At 59.8% G+C, this 20,980-nt stretch carries 12 protein-coding genes and 1 pseudogene; 7 read left to right on the top strand and 6 right to left on the bottom strand.

The window, feature by feature from the left end:
- The first annotated feature begins 140 nt into the window (after positions 1-140).
- A complete protein-coding gene (locus DX909_RS11685; protein WP_128545350.1) occupies positions 141-1,382 on the top strand; it encodes an SGBP N-terminal domain-containing protein in 1,242 nt (413 codons plus the stop codon).
- On the top strand, positions 1,379-6,166 hold the full coding sequence (locus tag DX909_RS11680) for a hypothetical protein (RefSeq protein ID WP_128545349.1): 4,788 nt from the start codon (positions 1,379-1,381) through the stop codon (positions 6,164-6,166). The genes DX909_RS11685 and DX909_RS11680 overlap by 4 nt, the downstream gene beginning before the upstream one ends.
- Before the next feature lie 275 nt (positions 6,167-6,441).
- Here the strand turns inward: DX909_RS11680 and DX909_RS11675 are convergent, their stop codons facing one another.
- The 4 genes from DX909_RS11675 to DX909_RS11660 form a co-directional block, all read right to left on the bottom strand.
- Positions 6,442-8,271, bottom strand: a complete 1,830-nt coding sequence (locus DX909_RS11675) for a TonB-dependent receptor (RefSeq protein ID WP_128545348.1) — start codon at positions 8,269-8,271, stop codon at positions 6,442-6,444.
- An 11-nt stretch (positions 8,272-8,282) separates the two neighbouring features.
- Positions 8,283-10,733 carry a SprB repeat-containing protein gene (locus DX909_RS11670; protein ID WP_128545347.1) on the bottom strand — a complete coding sequence of 817 codons (2,451 nt, stop codon included), beginning with the start codon at positions 10,731-10,733 and terminating at the stop codon, positions 8,283-8,285.
- A 39-nt stretch (positions 10,734-10,772) separates the two neighbouring features.
- Positions 10,773-14,222 (bottom strand): SprB repeat-containing protein, encoded by a 3,450-nt coding sequence (locus tag DX909_RS11665; protein ID WP_128545346.1) that lies wholly within the window; start codon positions 14,220-14,222, stop codon positions 10,773-10,775.
- Positions 14,223-14,357: 135 nt separating this feature from the next.
- Positions 14,358-15,137, bottom strand: coding sequence for a ThuA domain-containing protein (locus DX909_RS11660; protein WP_229311023.1), 780 nt, complete (start codon positions 15,135-15,137; stop codon positions 14,358-14,360).
- Between the two features lie 154 nt (positions 15,138-15,291).
- On the opposite strand from DX909_RS11660, the gene DX909_RS11655 reads away from it, so the two are divergent.
- The 5 genes and pseudogenes from DX909_RS11655 (at position 15,292) to DX909_RS11635 (ending at position 20,492) form a co-directional block, all read left to right on the top strand.
- Positions 15,292-15,672 (top strand): SGBP N-terminal domain-containing protein, encoded by a 381-nt coding sequence (locus DX909_RS11655; RefSeq protein WP_128545344.1) that lies wholly within the window; start codon positions 15,292-15,294, stop codon positions 15,670-15,672.
- Between the two features lie 87 nt (positions 15,673-15,759).
- On the top strand, positions 15,760-17,466 hold the full coding sequence (locus DX909_RS11650; protein WP_128545343.1) for a hypothetical protein: 1,707 nt from the start codon (positions 15,760-15,762) through the stop codon (positions 17,464-17,466).
- A 6-nt stretch (positions 17,467-17,472) separates the two neighbouring features.
- Positions 17,473-17,591: pseudogene (locus DX909_RS11645) on the top strand (cyanophycinase); the annotation flags it as partial.
- 203 nt (positions 17,592-17,794) lie between these two features.
- Positions 17,795-18,184 carry a hypothetical protein gene (locus DX909_RS11640; RefSeq protein ID WP_128545342.1) on the top strand — a complete coding sequence of 130 codons (390 nt, stop codon included), beginning with the start codon at positions 17,795-17,797 and terminating at the stop codon, positions 18,182-18,184.
- A gap of 82 nt (positions 18,185-18,266) precedes the next feature.
- Entirely contained in the window at positions 18,267-20,492 is a 2,226-nt protein-coding gene (locus DX909_RS11635; RefSeq protein WP_128545341.1) for a bifunctional alpha,alpha-trehalose-phosphate synthase (UDP-forming)/trehalose-phosphatase, read from the top strand.
- 63 nt (positions 20,493-20,555) lie between these two features.
- Here the strand turns inward: DX909_RS11635 and DX909_RS29530 are convergent, their stop codons facing one another.
- The gene (locus DX909_RS29530) at positions 20,556-20,693 is read right to left on the bottom strand and encodes a hypothetical protein (RefSeq protein WP_164851266.1); all 138 of its coding nucleotides are present in this window, start codon (positions 20,691-20,693) and stop codon (positions 20,556-20,558) included.
- A 72-nt stretch (positions 20,694-20,765) separates the two neighbouring features.
- Complete coding sequence (locus DX909_RS11630; protein ID WP_128545340.1) at positions 20,766-20,978, bottom strand: hypothetical protein; 213 nt, start codon at positions 20,976-20,978, stop codon at positions 20,766-20,768.
- Between the last annotated feature and the right edge of the window lie 2 nt (positions 20,979-20,980).

Genomic DNA, 20,980 nt, shown 5'->3' with positions numbered 1-20,980 from the left:
ACCGACGTTTTCCTCCCTGACGAAAAGGTTACCCTTTCGGGAAATGACCCGGCGTATTACTACCAAATCACCCTGGTTTATGCCCAGTCTGTGACTTTGGAGAAGCGAGAACGTCCAATGGAGAATTAACGCCTTTTTCCATGCTGTTTTTTCCCCGCCGATCTTCTTTCCGTTTATACCATACGCTGTTTCGTTCTCTGGGTCCGGCCGTTTTGCTGGCGGGCTGGTCGGCTTGTAGAGAGGAGCCGCCGGCGCTGGGTACGGGCCGGATCCTGGAGTTCCGACTCGACAGCATTCCGGCTCTGAATACTACGCTTGACTCGGCCCGCTTCGAAATTCGGCTGACGGTTCCAGCCCGCACGGTCCTGAAAGAGGTTCGTCCTCTGATTCGGGTGAGCGAAGGAGCCGGCATCGTGCCGGCTTCCAGGGCGGTCCGGAACTTCAGCCGTCCGGTCCTGTATACTGTCACCGGCCCCGACGGAAACCGGGTGATTTACCGGGTTATCGTGATTCCGGAAGATCCGCCTGAGCCGGAAAATCTGACCATTGAACAGGATACGGTCGAAGCCGGGTTTCCGGTCCGGATGAGGGGCCGTCACTTCGGAGATTTTCCGCTGAACATCCGGGCCGATCTGAATAACCCCGCCGACGAGTCGACTCCGGTTCCGGTGCAGTGGGTCGACTCTACGCGCCTTGATCTGAAGATCCCGGTTTCCGTTCCGCCGGGCCGCTACCGCGTCCGGATTTCGGTAGGCCGGCAGTCGGCCTTCTGTCCGGATTATCTTCAGGTGACCGTGCCCGCACCACGCCTTGTACGGCTTTTTCACCAAAATCTGCTCCCCGGCGATTCGCTTTCGGTGGAGGCCGTATTAGGCGATAGAACCAATCCCCGTTTTTCTCTGGTTCTGGAAGGCAACGGAAAAAAGTGGAATGTAACGGCCGCTTCGCTTCGTGCCGGCGGCCTGGTGGGAAAACTTCCGGATGCGTTGCTGCCGGGAGTGTATTCCGTGGCCGTTCGAAATGAATCCGGGCGGAAGGAAAGTCGAGAAACCGGCTTCCGCCTGAGAATTTATGATCGTGCCCTTCCTTTTATCGACCGCAGCATCCGGGCCGAGGGCTTTTTTCGGGAGGGCCGCCGGTTGATTTTTCCTATGGTTCGGTTCAAGTCGTTTCCGGCCCGGTTTTTCCAGGTTCACCTCATTGGCGCGAAACGTTCCTATGTGCTGAACGGCATCTACCTGGCCGATCGGAATGAATTGACCGCGCAGCTTCCCGCCGAACTGGCCACCGGTCTTTACGAAGTGGCTCTTGTGCTGGCCCCCGACCAGAATCAACCCGCCTACCGGATCGATCTCGACGCTCAATTTGATTACCACCGATGACAAAACGTGTACTTGGGTTCCTCCTCCTTTTTGTTCAGACTCTGGTTTGTCAAGGCCTTGATTCGATCGGTTCTTCGGATGGAGCATTGACTCCGACGGCCATCGAGGAAGCCATCGCCCGGGGGGAAATCATCCCCGTTACGGGCGGAGAAATTGCCGCTGCTTTTTTAAATAAGGCATTGATTGAACCGCCTTTTACCCTTAGGCTGCAACGGAACGGAGCTTCCGGCGAAACGGTGTTCGACCTCACGGTGCTGCGCATGACTCCGACAGCGAGCGGTGTAAAGTTTACCATCGGGTCCCGGTTGATCATTCCGGAATCGAGCCAGGTCCTGTATTTCGGGAAAAGTGATATCGAAATACCGTGGAAGGGCGGTGCGCTGAACGCGAGCCTTCCTCTCCTGAATGCCGGGCTGTCGGCCGATTTTGGCCTCGGGCCGGATTTTCGCTTTATCCTGAATGAAAATACCGCTTTGCGGCTGGAGTGTGGTCTGTTCTCCGGCCTGACGCTGAATGGAAATCTTACGTTCAGCCGCAATGTTCTGGTGCCTAAAGATGGGCAGGGGAAGGATTTGGAAGGAGAGTATCGAAGCTCCTTTTCCACAACGGCAAATGACCTCTGGAACAGCGATATCTGGAAGCAGATCCGGGACGCGGAGAAGGAGGAATACCAGATAAATCACCCTGTTCCTCCGCCGGGCGAACCCCCGCCGGCGAATCCTCCGACCCAGCCTTGTGCCCCACCCATTCCGCTTCCCACCCTGACGGCCGACCGTACGGCCCTCCTTCAGGGCGAATGGATTCATCTGACGGCGGGTTCCTGTGAAGGAAATCTTACCTGGGAAGACGGCAGTAGGGGTGCAGCCCGGGATGTCCGCCCGGCAAACAGCCAAACCTACCGGGTGCGTTGTGAACGCGCCGGTTGTTTTAGCGACTGGGCTGAAATCAGAATCGAAGTTCAACCGGGAGGCACTCCTGCCTGTAAGCTCTCTATTCAGCCGACCGTATCGGCCGACCGGAACCTGTTGCTTCGTGGCGAATCGACGGTCCTGAGAGCCGGGCTATGCGAAGGCATATTGGTGTGGGAAGATGGTTTTGGGGGGGCGGAACGGGAGGTCCGCCCGGAAAACACCACTACCTACGGGGTTCGCTGTGAACAGAACGGTTGTTTCAGCGACTGGTCGCGCACCACCATTGAGGTGCAGGAGCGTCCGCAACCGCCCTGCACTCCGCCTGCCCCACCCGTGCTGACGGCGGAGCGGAGCCACATTGTAACCGGAGAGACGATCCGGCTAATTGCGGGTCAGTGTGCGGGAACCTGGGTGTGGGAAGATGGTTTTGTGGGCCGGGAGCGGGAAGTCCGGCCGGAGACCACGGCCACATTCAGTGTCCGCTGTGAACAGAACGGCTGCGCCAGTGACTGGTCCCGGGTGAGTATTGAGGTGACAGCCCCTCCCCAGCCGCCCTGCACCCCGCCGGCTGCCCCCCGCATACACGCCGATCGTACGGAAATTCAGGCCGGAGAATGGGTACATCTGGGAGTGGACGGCTGCGTAGGAACCCCGGTCTGGGAAGACGGTCAGATGGAAAACGGGAGGGATGTGTCGCCCCGCGAGTCGGTCACTTACCGGGTCAAATGCCGACAGGAGGACTGTGCCAGCGACTGGGCCGAGATCCGCATTGAAGTCCGTCGGGTAGAGAAGCCCCCCTGCTCACCACCGGCGGCCCCGACCCTGTCGGCAGACCGCAATCCGCTTGCCAGGGGTGAGTCGACGATGCTAAAGGCCTCGCAATGTGAAGGCATGGCAGTCTGGGAGGACGGCTTTGTCGGGCCGGAAAGGGAGGTCCGGCCGGAAACCACCGCCGGCTTCGGTGTTCGCTGTGAACGGAACGGCTGCGCGGGCGAATGGACTCGAATAACCATCGAGGTGCAGCAACCTCCGCCACCCCCGCCCTTGCCACCCTGCACTCCACCGGCACCACCGGTCCTGACCGCCGATCGGAGCAGCATCAGCCTGGGAGAGAACTCACTTCTGCGGGTTGAAACCTGTGAGGGTAGTCTGGTGTGGGAGGATGGTACAAGCGTGCTCAGTCGGGAGGTTTCCCCCCAGATTACCTCTGTTTTCCGGGCTCGCTGTGAGGGGGATGGATGCAACAGTGACTGGGCAGAAATCACGGTGACGGTGACGGCTTTGCCACCTCCGCCCTGTAGCCCACCGGCTCCACCAGCCGTCTGGGCCGATCGCAGCAGCATTCTGAGGGGCGAAACGGTTTCTCTCCATGCTGACGCCTGCGAAGGCACGGTGGTCTGGGCGGACGGTTACTTTGGTTCGAACCGGGCGGTCAGCCCGCCGGAAACGACCCTGTACAATGCCCGCTGTGAACGAAACGGATGCGCCGGTGATTGGTCCCGGGTGAGCATCGAGGTGACGGCCCCTCCCCAGCCGCCCTGCACCCCACCTTCTCCGCCGACGGTATGGGCCGACCGGAGTAGCATTCAGCGTGGGGAGTCGACACGACTCAACGCCGACCAGTGTCCGGGGACGGTCCTCTGGGAAGATGGGATCGTGGGCGGGAGTCGTGAGGTCAATCCCCAGGAAACGACGACGTACCGGGTAGGATGCGAACGGGACGGGTGCCGTAGTGACTGGTCGTCGGTGAAGGTGGAGGTGCAGCAATCCTCCAGCCCCTGTATACCCCCGCCCGGCCCGTTTGTATCCCCGGACCGAAATCCGATCGGCAGGGGTGAGTCGACGATTTTGCGGACCGGCCCCTGTGAAGGAGTTCTGGTTTGGGAGGATGGTTTTGCCGGGACGGATCGGGAAGTCAGCCCGCAGGAAACGACTATTTTCCGGGCCCGGTGTGAACGAAACGGCTGTGCCAGTGATTGGACCGTAGTGACGATTGAGATTATTCCGCCCTGCAGTACGATTGCCGTACCGACGGTTTCGGCCGACCGGACGATAATCACGAAGGGGGAATCGGTTCACCTGAGTGCCGGTAACTGGGATGGGATGCTGGTCTGGGAGGACGGCGCTCAGGAGCCGACTCGTTTAGTCGGGCCGACCGTCACGACCACCTACCGGGTCAGGAATCGCCGTGGGGCCTGTTGGAGCGAATGGGGCGAGATAACAATTATTGTCAATGAGACCCCACCTCCCTGTACACCTCCTCCGGCACCGGAAATGTGGTCTGATAAAAATCGGGTGAATGCGGGAGACATTGTCTATTTAGTGGTTGGGAAATGCGAGGGCGAAATCGAATGGGAGGATGGTTATGCAGGGGCTGAAAGAAATGAGCCAGTTTATACCTCGAAAAGCTTCAGAACCCGCTGCCGGGCAAACGGTTGCTTCAGTGACTGGGCGGAGGTTAATGTTGAAGTTATGCCACCGGCCGAGTACATCTTAACTGGAGTTGCCTATGGGCCTTCGTTCAGCAATTCCGCCAATTGTGATCCCTACATTTGTAATCCCCTTAATCTATACACGGAGGAGGGAGAATTTCGGTATGGTTCGATCGTATATACCTCCTCCCGGGGAAACTCGAATGCACCGAGGTCTTTCTTTACCCTGACCAGCGGCCGGTGGCTCCATGTGAACGGGGAGGGGCGGATCGATCAGATGGGCGATTGCGGCCGGACGATGGAGTGTCCCCAGCCACCGGTCATTGAGGGCGGGAACGAGGTTTTCCTGCGATTAGGTCAGTCGCAAGTGTTTAAGGCCACCTGCAGCTCAGGGGAACTGATCTGGGATGACGGATCGAGGCTCCGTGAGCGTCAGATCGTTGGGAGTACAACGACCACTTACACGGTTCGGTGCGAAAGGCCATGCTGTCCGGAGGCCGTCACGACGCTGACGGTTCATGGAGCGAAGAAACCCGAAATTTGCTTTGTTCCGCCACCGGTCATCAGTTCGAATAAAACCCATGTCTGTGAGGGTGATTTCGCCTTGCTTGAGGCAAGCGGCTGCGAAGGCAGGCTTGTCTGGTATTCCGACGTTTCGATCTCACCGGTTGGTGAAGGAGCTACGATCAGCGTCAATCACTCCGGGAATTACTCCGCCCGATGTGAGGTGGGGGAAAATTGTACGTCTGATCCTTCCAACGGAATTTCCATTCTCGTGACCGGAGTACCTGCTGTTTCTATTGCGCAAATCCAGATTTCAAGAAATCGATTTGTATTAACTGCCAACTCCACACAATCAATAGACCAGTATGAATGGACGACCGGGGAGACCGGACCATCCATTGAAGTGTCGAACCAGAATGGTCTTACCTACGGCGTTCGAGGCATTTCGATGGGTTGCGCAGGTAATCGGGCCAACACCACTTTACCCGCTGATATCACGATCGTCCCTGTGGAGAATATTCGTTTAAGCTATCCGGTTACCATGCAGGAGGAAGTTTGCCAATGGTGGATTTCATCTTCCGCCTATAGTTTATATTCCGACCGTGACTACCTGTCCATCAGTGCGCCCGCCTATAAAAATGCGATGGCGGAGCCTCTTGAGAGAGGCTATTACAAAATCGATGGACGAAATCAGTGGATATTTATTGATAACGGACAGGTCGTACAAATCGGGTATTGCTCTTCAGGGCCACCGCCACTTGAGCCTGCTCCTCCATTTAACCTGCCTTCATACCCTCAAAATTTGGTCGAGACACCCATCGAATCCGATCCGATCTTTCTCCAGCCGAATTATTATGATCCGACTTTAACAAGTCCCTGGGTGGACATTAACCCAGCCTACCAGTGGAGTGGCGCCAAACCGTGGGAGGAGATATAGGCCTAGTGCAAGCAATCAAAAACAAAAACGACCAGAAACTCTGGTCGTTTTTGTTTTAAAACCTAAGACGAAGGTAGCTGCTTCCACCTGTTGAATATCAACTTCACGAGATCCGGGTATAGTCCTCCAGACGATACTTCCATATAAATTCATTGGGTGCAAGTACACCCAATCCCATTGGGCCGGCTGTCGGGGGCTGGGCCGGCGTCTTCAAAGAACCCGGCAGGAGCAGGAAAACGAGAATAGAATGGCGCACGGTATGCAGGTTCCTGTACTTACCGGCGGGTGTCGAAAACCGTAAATTGATAGCGGTAACCCAGCGTGGCCGTGAGTTCCCGGAAGGGGGGCTGAGGCCGAGAGGCCGGGTCGGCGGGGCCGGAAGCCGGTCGGGATAAGCCCACCACACTGAGTTGCAGCAGGTGGCGCTTCGCCGGTGCATAGCCCGCAGTAATGCGGGTGTTCCAGAGCCGACCGGTCGGGGGTGGGGCAAACGGCCGGTCTTCGGTCAGGCGGGTGGAAGTCCGGCTGTAGGTCACTGATCCGGAGATGCGCAGCTTTTTGTCGAGGAGTGCCTTTGTCAGAGAGAAAGTCGGTCCCCAGAGCCGGCTGCTGAACGAGGGTAATTCATTTTGGCTCAAATTCAGGGCCGCCGAGAAAGCAAGGTTCCGGCGGGTCAGGGAGTGGGTATAGGAGAGGGAAGCGTTGTAAAGCCGGGTCCCCTGCTGCCGGTTTCGGGTCCGGTCGGCACCCGTCTGGTAAAGAAGATTTGCCGAAAACCGGCGGCTCACCTCCTTCGGAGAAGGAAGCTGGTAATTGATCCCCCCTACGACGTTTTGGCTGATTTGCCGGTAATTCAGGGTGTCGAGCGCGTCGTACGGCGTTACCTGGGTAAGGTATTCATAAGAGGGCCACAGATTGGAGTAACTCAGGAAGTTCGAATACAGAAGGTTTATATTGAAGACATCGGAAGGATTGAAGCTGACCTGTGCCGAACCGGCAAACCGGCGCATCGTCTGGAACCGGGAGCCGTCGAGGTTATCCCGCTGGAGGCCCGCGTTAGCCGATAGTGAAATTTTGCCCCGGAGCAGCTGCGTGGTCGCGTTGGCCGTCAGGTTTTCGAGATTGTTGTTGAAATAATAGGCGCCGAGCGTCCGGTAGGTCGGGTCGACCCGGCTGTATTCCAGACCGCCCGAAAACCCGGTTCCCTGATAACCGACCTCCGCCCGCACGGCTTTCTGATACCGGGTGCCGGCATTGACGGGTAGCAGCCCGCCGAACGATTCAAAGAACCCGGCCGACCGGCCGTCGCGGGCCAGCCGCTGGTCCGAAGTGAGTCCCGAAACGGCGACTTCCGTGCCGATATGCCACTTCCCGAATAAGGCTTTGGCCAGTTTGACCGAAACCACCGCATTCCGGACCGGCGCAATCCGCAGGCTGTCGAGCGTGTAGGGAAGGGAACGCAGTCGGTTGGCCGCCGTGAACAGGATCAGTTCGGCCTGGTCGTTCTGGTTCCGGTAGCCGACCTGAAAGCCAAATCCCACCTGCCGATAGGCCGGCAGGTTATGCGCCACCGAGTGGGTGGTGTCGATGCGGACGGCCCGCTGCAGCACCCCGGCTATGGCCGACAGATAGAAGGATTTACCCGTCGGGCGGTATTCGAGTCCGGCACCCTCGAACCGCCGGCCCGCCAGCGTGAACGGCGAAAAGGACATGGCGCTGGTGCCCAGATGCAGTGTAATTCCTTTATACGAAGGTCGAAGGCTCAGACGATTGAACGGCTGCGCCAGGTGAAACCGCTGTTGAAAAGGATTTGAGAAGCGGAAGTTCTGGTTGGTGAACATAAAGCCCGTCGGCATATCGATTTTGCCGAAAAGCTTGATATTCAACTGCCCTGAGTAAAAGAAGGTGAAGGGGTCCCGGCGTCGTTCCATGCCCGAGACGCCGTAGAAGACATGATCGGCCGACAGGCTGCCGCTCACCTGAACGCCCTGTTTGAGGTAGGCACCGGGTTTGGTATTCAGCACTTGCCCGAGATCCTGTCCCTGCAGGGGAATACCTGAAAAAAGAACCCAGGCCAGACCGAGGGTTAGACGAAATGGTTTCATGCGGAGGGTAGTTACGGGGTGACCAGGATTCGGTTGATAAGGGTCGATTTGCCGGCCCGGATGCTGACGATGTAGGTTTCCGGCCGCAGCGGCTGATCTACCTGAAAGGTGTATTCATTCCGGCCCGAATCGGTGACCGTGTAAACGACTTCACCGGTTTTGGAGCGGATCAGGAACAGATCGGCTTTTTCGACCCGGGCCAGTTTGACCCGGACCGTGAAGCGGCCGTAATTCGGGTTGGGAAACACCTCGACTTTCTCGATGATGTTCAGGTCCTGATAGCCTAAGCGGGGGTCGGTCTGGTCGACGTTTTCCGGCCGGAAAATGCGGAGATCATGCCGGGCCACATGATGACAATCCCCCAGAAAGGCATCCATTTCAATGGTATAGTCGCCTTCCTCCACCACCACGAAGGCGATGGTCGAAGCGGTCGTCTGTACTTTGAAGGCTTCCGCGGGAATCGTCCAGACCAGTCGGTCCGGGATGGGTCTGGTGATGTCGAGCGCCAGGACGGTATCGCCTACAAAGGCCTGCGTCGGCATCAGGAAATCGCTTTTCAGGGCCTGGGGGCTGTTCCGCAGGGTGAAGGAGGCCGTCTCCAGGCAGCCCGTCGCGTTGCGGACTTCGACCCGATAGTTGCCCGGCTCGACGGCTTCGACGACTTGCTCCCGGCTGAGTTCCCGCCCGTTGTAGAACCACTGCACCGACCGTCCCGGATTTCCGGCATCGAGCCGAACCGCCTGTCCTTTACAGACGAGCGTAGAATCGCCGAGGTTGATTTTGGACAGCGCGTCGGCCTCGGTGATCGTCGCCGGAACCCGAAGCGCGCAGCCGTTGTGGTCGGATACCCGCAGGTCATAATGGCCACCTTTCAATCCGGGCAGAGTGAAGAGGCTGTCGGATACCGACTCTTTTTCATTTAATCGGGCCGTATAGGGCGGCAAACCGCCGTTTACCCGCAGGCTGATCGTACCCTCCGTCCCTCCGGCGCAGCGGGGCGAGGAGGTCTGTATCTCCGACCGGAGAGGTTGAGGCCAGGTCAGCCTGACCCGGCTCAGGGTGTCGGTGCAACCCCTTCGGTCCGTCACCCGAAGGGCAAATTCTCCCTGGATCAGTCCGGTAAATCGGCCGCCGGATTGGGTGCGGGAAGCATCCAGGCGGTATTCGTACCCGCCATTGCCGCCGGTCGCGTTCACTTCAATCGTGCCGTTGCTTTCTCCCGCGCAGAGCGGGTCGGCTTTGGCGGTCAGCGAGATGGCCAGTTTCGCCGGCTGGCTGAGGTCGATGGTGGCCGTCTGAAGGCACTGATGGGCATCCTGAACCCGGAAGCGGTACGTACCGGCGTTCAGATTCCGGAACAGGCTGTCTGTCTGGTAATTCAGGCTGTCCGGGGAATACCGGTAAGACGGCGTTCCGCCCTGCGCCCGAAGCCGTACCACCCCGTTGACTTCACCGAAGCAGCGAACCGTATCCTGATACAAGGCCGTCAGTTTTAACGCCGAAGGTTGAAAGAGTTCGGTTGGGATGATGTGCAGGCAATGGTTAGCGTCCAGAATACGGGCGTTGTAGATCCCGGCCTTCAATCCGGCGAACAGACCTTCGGTTTGGTCCTTTCCTTCCTCCAGAGAATACCGGTAAGGCGGAGTTGCGCCAGAGCCGCTGAGTTCGATCCGGCCGGTCCGGTCCCCGAAACAGAGATTGTCCTTTTTGGTTAGATTCCCGGATAGCGGGGTAGGTTGCGTCAGGGACACCCGCAGACTGTCGAGACAGCCGAACCGGTTCCGGGCGGTCAGCCGGTAGGTGCCGACGGCAAGGTCCCCGAACCGGCCGCTCTCCTGTTCCGGCCCCGCGTTCAGCGCAAAGCGGAAGGGGCCGGTCGTGTTTTCTCCCTTCACGGTGATCGCTCCGTCCCTTCCTCCGAAGCAGGCGATGTCTTTTCTGGATACCAGCTGGAGGTCGGCCCGGTTCTGCTCCTTTACCTCCACACTCCGGATGGTCCGGCAGGAGAGAGGGCTGTCCTGAATCGTCAGCGCATACAGGCCGGGTTTCAGGTTTCCGAACTGTCGGTCGGCCGAAAACCCGGCTCCGTTCAGGGAGGTGGTATAATGGCCGTTGCCCCCCGAAATACGTTCGATGGTGAGGTTGGCCGTCGGAACCTCACAACTAACGGCCGTCAGGGTAAGCGTCGCCGAGAGGCTGCCCGGCACGGTCAGATCCACCTCCTGCGTATAGGCGCAGAGGCTGTCGGCCACCGTCAGGAGATACGTGCCGTTGGCCAGACCGCCGAAGGCCGGCGTCGGGGTGGTGGCGGGCTGAGTGCTGATCCGGTACTGATAGGGAGGCCGGCCCCCCGCCACGTTCCTGATCTGAATGGACCCGTCGGAAGATGAACAGGAACCGGGCAGGGTTTTGTCCCACTCGAAGCGGATTCGGCTGCTTTCCGGAACGATGGTAACCGGCAATTCCCGGGTACAGCCCGACTGATCCTGAGCCGTTACCGTTTAATTCCCGGCAACCAGTTGGGTGAAAAGGCCACTTTCGCCGGAAGCCGAAGCCGTCGGCTGACCGGCAAAACCGGTGCCGTTCCAGTGATAGGTGAACCCGCCCGTGCCGCCTTCCGCAGCCGCCAGGGCTTCTCCCCGCTGGTAATATTCGCAGTCGACGTCCAGCTTTCTCAACAGGCGGACCCGAATCTCGGCCGGTTGGGAGAGGGTCAGGCCGGAGAGCGAAAAGGGGCAGTCGTGGGCGTCTTTGCCGTAGAGTTTGTAGCTGCGGGCCGATAAACCGTCGAAAACCGTCTTTTCCTGAAAACTCTGGTTGTCCAGTGACAGAAGATAGGGGGCGGTGCCGCCCGTGGATCGGAACTCCAGTCGTCCGCTCCGGTCTTCAAAACACCGGAGGTTGGCCTGGGAAACGAGGGTGACGGTAAAAGGCGCGGCCGGTTGCAGCAGTTCACCGGCTACGGTTTTCCGGCAGCCGTTCCCGTCCTGCACCACCAGCGTATAGGAGCCGGCCTTCAGGCCGGTCAGCACCGCGTCGGGCTGGAGGTTCGTTTCCGCCGATCCAAACCGGTAGGGGGCCGTACCGCCGGAGGCCGTCAGCTCGAACGACCCTTCGGCGCCGGCATGACATCGGATGTCGGATTTCCGGAGGATAGATGCCTGAAGCTCGGTCGGCTGGCCGACGCTGACGAGGGAGGTGGTCCGGAGGCAACCGTTGGCGTCCTGAACCCAGAATTTATAGCTGTCCGAAGCAAGATTCGAAAACACGGCCGACCCGCCGTAATCAGTTCCGTTGATCGAATACCGGTAGGGAGAAACCCCGCCTGAAGCCGTGACCGCCACCTCGCCGTCATTCCCCCTGAAGCACGAAACCAAACGGGTCACTGCCGCCGATGCGGCCACTTCCGTCGGTTGGGAAACGGTAACGGAGACCGGAACGGAACACAGATCGTCCAGCACCTGAATCGTATAAGTACCGGCAGGGAGCTGATCGAAACGCGGACTGGCCTGAACCGTTTTACCCTGGTCGATGGAAAACCGCAGGGGGCCGGAAGCCACCGATTCTTCCGTCCGGATCGTCAGGCCGCCGTCCGAACCGCCAAAGCACCGGACCGCCTGAACCGCTTCCACGGTGGCTTTCAGGGCGCTTTTAAAGGAAATATCCTGACTGATCGACGCATTGCACCCGTTGCGGTCCTGCGCCCGGAATGCGTAAGTGCCTTCTTTCAGGCTGCTGATTGCGTTCGACGCGCCGAAGGGGCCGTTGTCGACGGCGTAGGTATACGGCGCCAGTCCACCCGCGGCCTGAAGCTGAACGGTCCCGTCGGCTCCGCCCCGGCAGGTGACCGGCGTCCGGCCTGATACCGTGAGCGTCAATGGGATGGGTTGGCCGATGGTAACACTGCGAAAGGAAATACAGCCCCGGCTGTCCTGAACCCGGGCGGTATAGGTGCCGGCGCTCAGCCCGCCGATGGTGGCCGAAGCCTGAAAGGCATTGGCGTCGATGGCGTAGGTGTAGGGACCCGTTCCGCCCGAGGGAATGATTCGGATGCTGCCGTCGGCACCGCCCGCACACCGCACGTCGAGGGTCGTCACCGACGGAACCAACAGTTCTTCAGGTTCGGTCAGCGCCACCGGGGCGGTCGTTTTGAGGCAGCCGTTGGCGTCTTTCACCTGAAATGCGTACGAACCGGCCGCCAGCCCTCCGAATACGGGCGAAGCCGCAAAGGAGCCGCCGGTGGGGGCGAACTGGTAGGGAGCGACCCCGCCGGTCGCATTGACCGCAACCACTCCGTCTGCCCCCTTGAAGCAGGAGACGGTTCTGGTCACCGACCCTGCCGTGCTCAGGTCGGCGGGCTGGTCGATGGTGAAGGGTACCGAAGTCGAACAGGCGTTGTCCCGGACCTCGACGGTATAGGTTCCGGCGGCCAGTCCCCCGAAATCGGGGCTGTTCTGAAACGTCTTCCCGTTGTCGATGGAAAGCCGTAGGGGCCCCGACGGAACCGACCCGTCCGTAGTGATCGAAACGCTGCCGTCGGCCCCGCCGAAACACTTCACGGCGGTTTTACTTTTCACGGCGGCAACCAGCAGGTTCCCGGCGCCGACGGTCACATCGGTGGCGGTTTCGCAGCCGCCCGCATCCCGCACCCGAACTGTATACGTGCCGCCCGCCAGATTCCCGAAGGTATTGCTGCTGCCGAACGGCCCCTGACCGAGGGCGTAGCGGTACGGCCCCTGCCCGCCCGAAGCGGTGACGGTGATCGAACCCGCATTCGGACCGGCGCAGGCAGAACCGGAGGCCGTGGCCTGCACCGACAGCCCTCCGCTGACGCTGAACTGCTGCCGGGTGTACATGACGCCGTCGATGAGTGCGCTGACCCACTGGCTGCCCGGTTGGCCGGGCGTGTACGTAACCGATGAGCCGTAGGGAAGAACGCTGCCCTGTTGGGTCAGGGAGCCGCCCGAAGCGTCGTAGATCACGAATCGCCGGAGGGAATCCACCGCCGTGCCGTCGACGTACACCTTATACCAGGCCCCGTCGTAAGTTACCTTGAAGGTGGCATTGGTATAATCTCCCGTAAAGTCGGTGCGGCTGACGTCGCTGGTGTAGGTGGCTTTCTCGACGCTGAAGCCGGTATTGCTGATGTAGCGCAGGTTAATGGCTCCGAAATTTTCGGCCCCGATGCCGATGGAGAAATCGCCGTTGACCGGCGCACCGTTGTGTTTGTAGACGATGGCGAGGGGCGTACTGCCCGAATACTGCTGGTTGCTGGTGAATTTGACCGTGCCTTCGTAATTCACCGAACCGTCGGGTCCGACGCTGTGGGAGGAGGGGTTAGGGTCGCCGAGGTCGCTGGTGGAATGCGCCCCCTCGGTAAAGGTTGACCCGTTGACCGTCAGGGGGCCTATCCGGGTCTGGCCGGGCGCGTTGCTGCTCAGAAACACAAAATACCGCACCAGCACATGAGCCCCGATTTTGACCGGCTCACAGGGCCCGACGGCCAGCGGAGTGGAAAGGCGGCTGTAAGGGGGCGATGCGTCGTCCGGGCCGATGCCGTTTCCGCTGTGGCCCGCCCCGCCCGGTACCTCCACGTACGTGTAGTCGTCCTGCACGACGGTCTGAAAGGGAACGCTGCCGCAGTCGTCGCTGACCCGGACGACGTCGCCAGGTTTCAGAAGGCCGAATTCGAACTGGATGAAACAGAGGCCGTTGGCAAAGTAAACCACCTCGTAGGGAGGAAACGGCCGGCCGTTCAGCGTGAAATGAATCTGTTTGGGGTCACCGCAGACGTGCCGGTAGGTGTTGATCCGCCGGTCGGTATAGCGGATGGGATTCATGAACAGTTTGCTCTGTGCAAGCAGGGAGCCGGAAAAAAGACCGGTCAGCAGCACAATCAGCAGCAAACTACGATACGAACACGCATCGAAACGGGTACAGGTAGTGGACACAATGGCGCTTTTTGGGTGGGAAATTCGACGGCAGAACCTCTCCGGCCGGAGAGACACGCAGGAGGTTTGACGTGAAAGCGCTGGAATAGTAACGCGGAAGCCCGATCCGGACCCTAAACTATTCGGAGAGGCAACTTATTTCTTTTGGCCCCCCAGCCAGAGCAGGGCGTTGAGGATGAGCCGGTTCTGCGTTTCGTTGTCGAAGGAAAAGGAGAGTTCGCGGTTGGTTCTGTTTTCGTAGTCGATGTCGTTATGCCCCATGTTGACGTACACCATGCGGTACTTTTTATTCGTCCAGACCACCGGGTAATAGCCGCTGTGCCAGATTTCATGCGGTTTGGGGCCGGTGCCGAGCGGGAAGCTGGATGGGTCGATGGACAGCAGGATGGAAATGTCGGGGTTCCGGCGGAGGTCATGCTCCCAGCGGTACCATTCGTTCGGGGCCGAGCGGAACGTTTCCGGCAGCCCTTTGACGGCCGGGTGCCGGCGGTCTTCCACCCGCAGCACGGCCGACGTCGGCCGCCAGGTGTTGCTGACGTAGGAGCCGGAGCCGAGAAACCGGTGGTGGTACCAGTCCCAGTTCTGCGGGTAGGCGGAAGGGGTCAGGGCAAAGGCCGCAAAGTGAAAACCCATCCAGGCACCCCCCGCTTCCATGTACTTTTCAAATGCCTCCCGCTGGGCCGGGACCTCGGGCCGGGTATCCAGAAACAGAACGACCTGATACCGGCTCAGGAACTCCGGGTTCAGGTGGTTCCAGTTGGAGGTGGTGTCATACGTAAACCGATGTTTTTCGGCCATCTTCGGAAACCGGCGGTTGGCCTCCTGTACGAAACTGATGTGCGCCCGGTCGTTGCGGGCCGTGAAGAAGGCGATGACCCGGAAACGGGGTGCGGGAGGCCGGTTTCGGGCCATCATCCCCACCGGCGACAGAAAGACCGGTAAAACCAGGAGAAGGAGAATCAGAAAACGCATGGACGATCGGGACGAAAAGCCGGTGAGTTGGCCGGTGATGCGAAACTAAGGGTGACTTTGGAGAGAAAGAAACGTCCAATAGGAAATTCACCTTTCCATGCTGATTTTTTCCCTTCTTCCCGTAGTATCCGATCTCAAACAGGCTCATACGGTCGGCCTGGTCTTTCTGCTGACGGCCTTGTCGGCCTGCGTTCCCGAGCCCGAACGGCCCGGAACGGCCCGCATCCTGGAATTTAAACTCGACGGGGTGCAAGGGCAGGCCACTGCCATCGATACCGTTTCATTTGAAATCCGGCTGACGGTGGCGTCCCGGACCATGCTCAAGGGGGTCCGGCCCCTGATTCAGGTAAGCGAGGGCGCCACCGTGACCCCCGCTTCCGGGGTGCCGCAGAACTTCCACCGCCCCATCCCGTATTCCGTTGCCGACGCCGGGGGGAAACGGGTCGTCTACTGGGTCCGGACGGTGCTGAAGGACTGACCCGGACCTGAAGAGCCGGGAGACCACAGGTTGACTGGAATACCGCGGGGGCTTACTTTAGGACTCTATTCCTAAATTTCCCCGAATATGGACCGAAGAACCTTTCTCTGTAAAGGAACCGCTGCGCTGCTGGTCGTGCCCGCCCTGAAATCCCATGGCTTTGCGGCCCGGCCGCCCAAACCGGCCTGGCTGCTCGAACTGATCCGGCTGAACGACCAGCAGATCGGGCAACTGAAAGCCTACCGCGTCACGGACCCGAACCACCCGGCCTACGGCGGCCTGAAAGACGGCGACGACATTCCGACCCCGCAGGCTTCGGCCGATTACGTCCGCCGGATCGCCTGCGCCGTTGCCAGTCCCGAATCCACCTTTTACCGCTCGAAGGAACTGCTGCAGGAAGCCGGTCTGGCGACTCGCTATCTGCTCAAAATCCAGCATTCCGACGGCACCGTCGACCTGCTCTCGACCAACTTTCATTCGACACCCGACACGGGTTTCATCGTCAAGCGGCTGGCGCCGGCCTATCGGCTTCTTTCCCGGACCGGTACGCCGGAGGCCGAAAAGGTGATGGCCGACCTGAAAACCTTTCTTTTGAAAGCCGGGGAGGCCCTGAGCGTGGGCGGTATCCACACCCCCAACCACCGTTGGGTGGTGTCGGCGGCCCTGGCACGGCTGCAGGAACTCTGGCCGAACCCCCGCTACGTGGCCCGTATCGACGAGTGGCTGGCGGAAAAGATCGACATCGACGCCGACGGCCAGTATAACGAACGCAGTACGCTGATCTATTCTCCGCTGACCAACCGGCTGCTGATTACCATCGCCCGGGCGCTGAAACGGCCCGAACTGCTCGAACCGGTCCGGAAAAACCTGTCCATGATGCTGTACTACGTCCATCCCAACGGGGAGGTGGTGTCGGAAGCCTCGGGTCGGCAGGACAAGGCCCTGGTCGGTACGATGGAAGGCTATTTTTATCCTTATCGCTATATGGCGATCCACGACCAGGACGGAGCGATGGCCGCCCAGGCCCGGATGATCGAGCAGACACTTCTGCCGAGAACCGTCGGGTTTCTGGATTATCTTCTGGACGACACCTCTGTCTGGCAGGAACTGCCGGCCGCTAAACCGCTGCCCGTCAACTACGTCCGGGAGTTTCCGCATTCGGGCCTGACGCGGGTCCGGCGCGACCGCTGGGACAGCACGCTTCTGTCGGCCAACCCGGTGTTTATGACCTTTCACAAAGGAGAGGCCGTGCTGCAGGGCATCCGGGTGGCGGCCTCCTTCTTCGGCAAGGGGCAGTTTCAGGCCGATCAGGTGGTTCGAAACGGCGACGCCTGGGTGATGACGCGCTCCCTGGAAGGCCCCTACTACCAGCCGTTCGGCATCGGCTCGATTCCCGGCCCCGGTGACGGCGACTGGGAGAAGATGCCCCGCGAACAGCGGAAACAGAGCGAAGTCCAGACGATGCAGACGACCGTGACGCTTCGGGAAACCGGCAGCGGCATGGAGGCCCGGATTCAGATTACCGGGACCGAGCGCGTTCCGGTGGCCCTCGAACTCATTTTCCGACCCGGCGGCACGTTTGCGGGCGTTACGAAACATCCGTCCCGCGACAACGCCTGGCTGCTGTCCGGAGAGTCGGGTTCCTTCACGTCGGGCAAGGATACGATCACCTTCGGGCCGGGGCTGGCCCTGCACCGGGGCGTGGTGCTGCGGGGCGCCCTGCCGCCGATGGACGCCCCGACGGTGTACCTGACCGGTTTCACGCCCTTCGACCATACGATCCGGCTCTCCTGACCGGATGGCTCGGAAAACGGCGGTACCTCGGCGGGGGCCACCATTCGGGGTCGTTTATGGTGCGGGGCGATACGAAAGGCAACCCCGTCAAGTTCGGCGACCATACGCAGGGGCTGGATTTCATCAAGTTCGACCTCCGGACCCGGTCCATCCTGGCCCCGGCTTCCCGGCGGGACGGTGAACCGGCCCGGTAGGAAGGTCGGCACGAGCGTTTCGGGCGGCAGGGACACCCTGCCGCTTTTTTTGTCCTTAGGCTTTTTCCGGGCAGAAAATTGTCAACAATCCGCCGGAGCCCGTAGTTAAGCCTGAAAGGTAAACTCAACGTGATATGATGATACTGATTATCTGCGCGATGCTGATCATTGGATTGCTCAGCTTCCTGACCGGAAAGTGGTTCGACTGTCGTCCGTCGGGCCTGGACCGGTTTCCTTCCCATTACGACCGGTTCGTGCTGCCGGACGAAAACGGCTTCCGGCCTTCGTCCGAAACGGTGGCGGTCGATGGGCCCGGCCCGGCGGTTTCGGCCGGACGCCGGAAACCGGTACGGATCACCGACCGGAGCGAAATCATCCGCGACCTCGATCTGCTCTATTACCGCTACAGCCGGCAGAACATGACCGAAGAAGAATATCTCTACCGGGCGAATCTGTTGATCGACAAGTTGTCGGAGTATACGTCGGCCGGGATAAGGAACGAAACGGAAGTCGTTTCTAAGTAAATTTTAAGCGTAGATTAATTCTTCTTTAAGGCGGTCGACGGTCATTTATGGTTTAACGACCGCCGGGATGTACAGATACTACATGAATTCTTTTCAGGAAAAATACAAACGGCTGATCATCGTTGCCTACCGGCTGCCGTTTACGATCAGGAAGACGGAAGAGGGCGTTTCGCTCCAACAAAATTCGGGGGGTCTGGTTTCGGCCATTCTTTCGATGGCCGAGCAGATGGGCCAGTCGGGCGAAGGCCGGAAGATCAACTGGGTCGGTCATTGTGACCCGGCTTTTCAGGACCTGACCGGGGACGCCTTCGAGAACGAGACCTTCGAGGCTCATCCGGTTTTCATGGACCCGGAGGTACACCAGGGCTTTTACGAGGGGTTCTGCAACGACATGCTGTGGCCGCTTCTGCACTATTTTCCGACCTACGCTTCCTTCAGGGACAGTTATTTCGAACATTACGAACAGGCCAATACCCGGTTTTTCGAAGAACTGGTCGGCCTGGTCCAGCCCGGCGACCTGGTCTGGATCCATGATTTTCAGCTGATGCTGCTGCCGGCGATGCTGCGGAAGGCCGTGCCGGACGCTACCATCGGCTACTTTTTCCACGTTCCCTTTCCCACGAACGAGATTTTCAAACTGCTCCCCCGAACCTGGCGTCAGGCCCTGCTGGAAGGCCTGCTGGGCGCGGATGTGGTCGGCTTTCATACCCCGGATTACTCCCAGCATTTCATCCGGAGCGTCTGGGAAGTGCTCTCCCTGCCGGTCATCGGCTCGCGGGTGATCCTGCCGGAGCGATCGGTCGTGGTGCGGGACTTTCCGATCAGCGTGGATTTCAACAAGTTCGACGGCAGCGCCCGGACCCCCGAGGTCGTCGAAACCAAAACGCAGTACCGCAACCTGCTGCGGGTCGACAAAATCATTTTTTCCGTCGACCGGCTCGACTATGCCAAGGGCATCAAGGAACGCCTGCAGGGCTATGAACGCTTCCTGACCCAGAACCCCGACTGGAACGACCGGGTTTCGTTCGTGATGACGGTGGTACCCTCCCGGGATCAGGTGCCGCAGTATCAGGAAATCAAACGGGAGATCGAAGAAACCGTCGGGCGGATCAACGGCCTTTTCGGTACCATCGGCTGGCGGCCGATCGTCTACTCCTACCTGTCCCTGAAATTTCAGGAAATGATGGCGCTGTATACCACCTGCGACGTGGCGCTGATTACGCCCATCCGCGATGGGATGAACCTGGTAGCCAAGGAGTTCATTGCCAGCCGGTATGATGAGAAGGGGGTGCTGATCCTGAGCGAACTGGCCGGGGCCGCCCAGGAACTGAAGGAAGCGCTCATCATCAACCCCACGGATACGCAGGAGGTGGCGAACGCCATTTATCAGGCCCTCCATATGTCACCGGAGGAACAGACGGTGCGGATGCGTCCGATGCGGGTGCACCTCCAGAACCACAACGTGTTCCGGTGGGCCGTCGATTTTCTGAACGCCGTCGACGAGGCCGTAAGCCATCAGCCCGACATCGAAACGAGCCTGCCGCTGCCTTCTTTCTCGGCGGCCTTCAAAAGTGCGGAGAACCCGTTGCTGCTGCTGGACTTCGACGGCACGCTGGCCCCCATCGTCGACGACCCGGCCGAGGCCCGGCTCTCCGAATCCATGGCGACTCTGATCCGGCAACTGACCGAGACCAGCGACGTGGCCGTGATCAGCGGCCGCGACCGGCGCTTCCTCGAACAGACCTTTGCCACGATTCCGGTCCATATCGTCGCCGAACACGGGGCGTTCTACAAAGCTCCCGACGCCGACTGGAAACGGCTCGACCTCTCGACCGAAGACTGGGTGGCGCCGGTACGGGCGCTGCTCGATCAGTTCATCGGCCGGCACAGGGGAACGTTCATGGAGGAGAAGGAAACGGCCATTGCCTGGCATTACCGCAAATCCGGCGAAGAAGATATAGAAATGCGGGCGATGGAACTGGCCATGCAGCTTCGCAATCTGCCTTCGTTGATCCCGCTGACGGTCATTCAGGGCAGTAAGGTGGTGGAGGTGAAACCGGCCCTCCACAGCAAGGGGACGGTGGCCCGCAGCCTGTTCGAGCAGAAACGGTATGATTTTGTGGTCAGCATCGGCGACGACACCACCGACGAGGATATGTTCCGCCAGTTGCCGGACTGGGCTTACTCCGTCCGGATCGGGGCCGGCGAATCGGAGGCCCGTTACCGGCTGGCCCGTCAGCAGGAGGTGCTGCCCCTGCTGGAACTGATGCTGGAAGCGCGGAAGGAGGAAGCGGTAAAGGATCAATAAAAAACTCTGCCAGTGATCACCGCACCGGCAGAGTTCCGATCCACTATCTATCGCACCATAGTGTTACTGTTCCGAATCGGCCGATCCGGTCGTTTCTTCTTCTTTTTTGGAATTCGCCACCAACTCCCGTTTGTCGATGTAATCGAGCAGCTGCTGTACGTTTTCATACTGCTCAGGGTTTCCAATGAGTTTCCGTTTCAACCGCCACTGCCAACTACCCGCCAAATAGCCCCTGAAATCTGAGAGCCGGCTTAATTTCGAATTAGAATCGACTTAGAGGTTCCAGCGAAGCAGGGAGGGAATGTCTGCCAGCCAGGCGATGAGCAGACTGGCGACGAAGAGTCCGATCATCAGAATCAGCAGCCAGTCGGGCCGGCGGGGGGGTGGTTCCGGCAGCACCGGCCGGCGGGGCTCCTGAAACGTGCGGGTCAGGTGGCCGGACGTCGAGGTTTCGGACATTCGGGTGTGGAGCGGCTTCTGTGTCATGA

The sequence above is a fragment of the Larkinella soli genome, from assembly GCF_003703975.1.
Taxonomy (GTDB): domain Bacteria; phylum Bacteroidota; class Bacteroidia; order Cytophagales; family Spirosomataceae; genus Larkinella; species Larkinella soli.
This window is presented reverse-complemented; position numbering and strand designations above follow the sequence as displayed.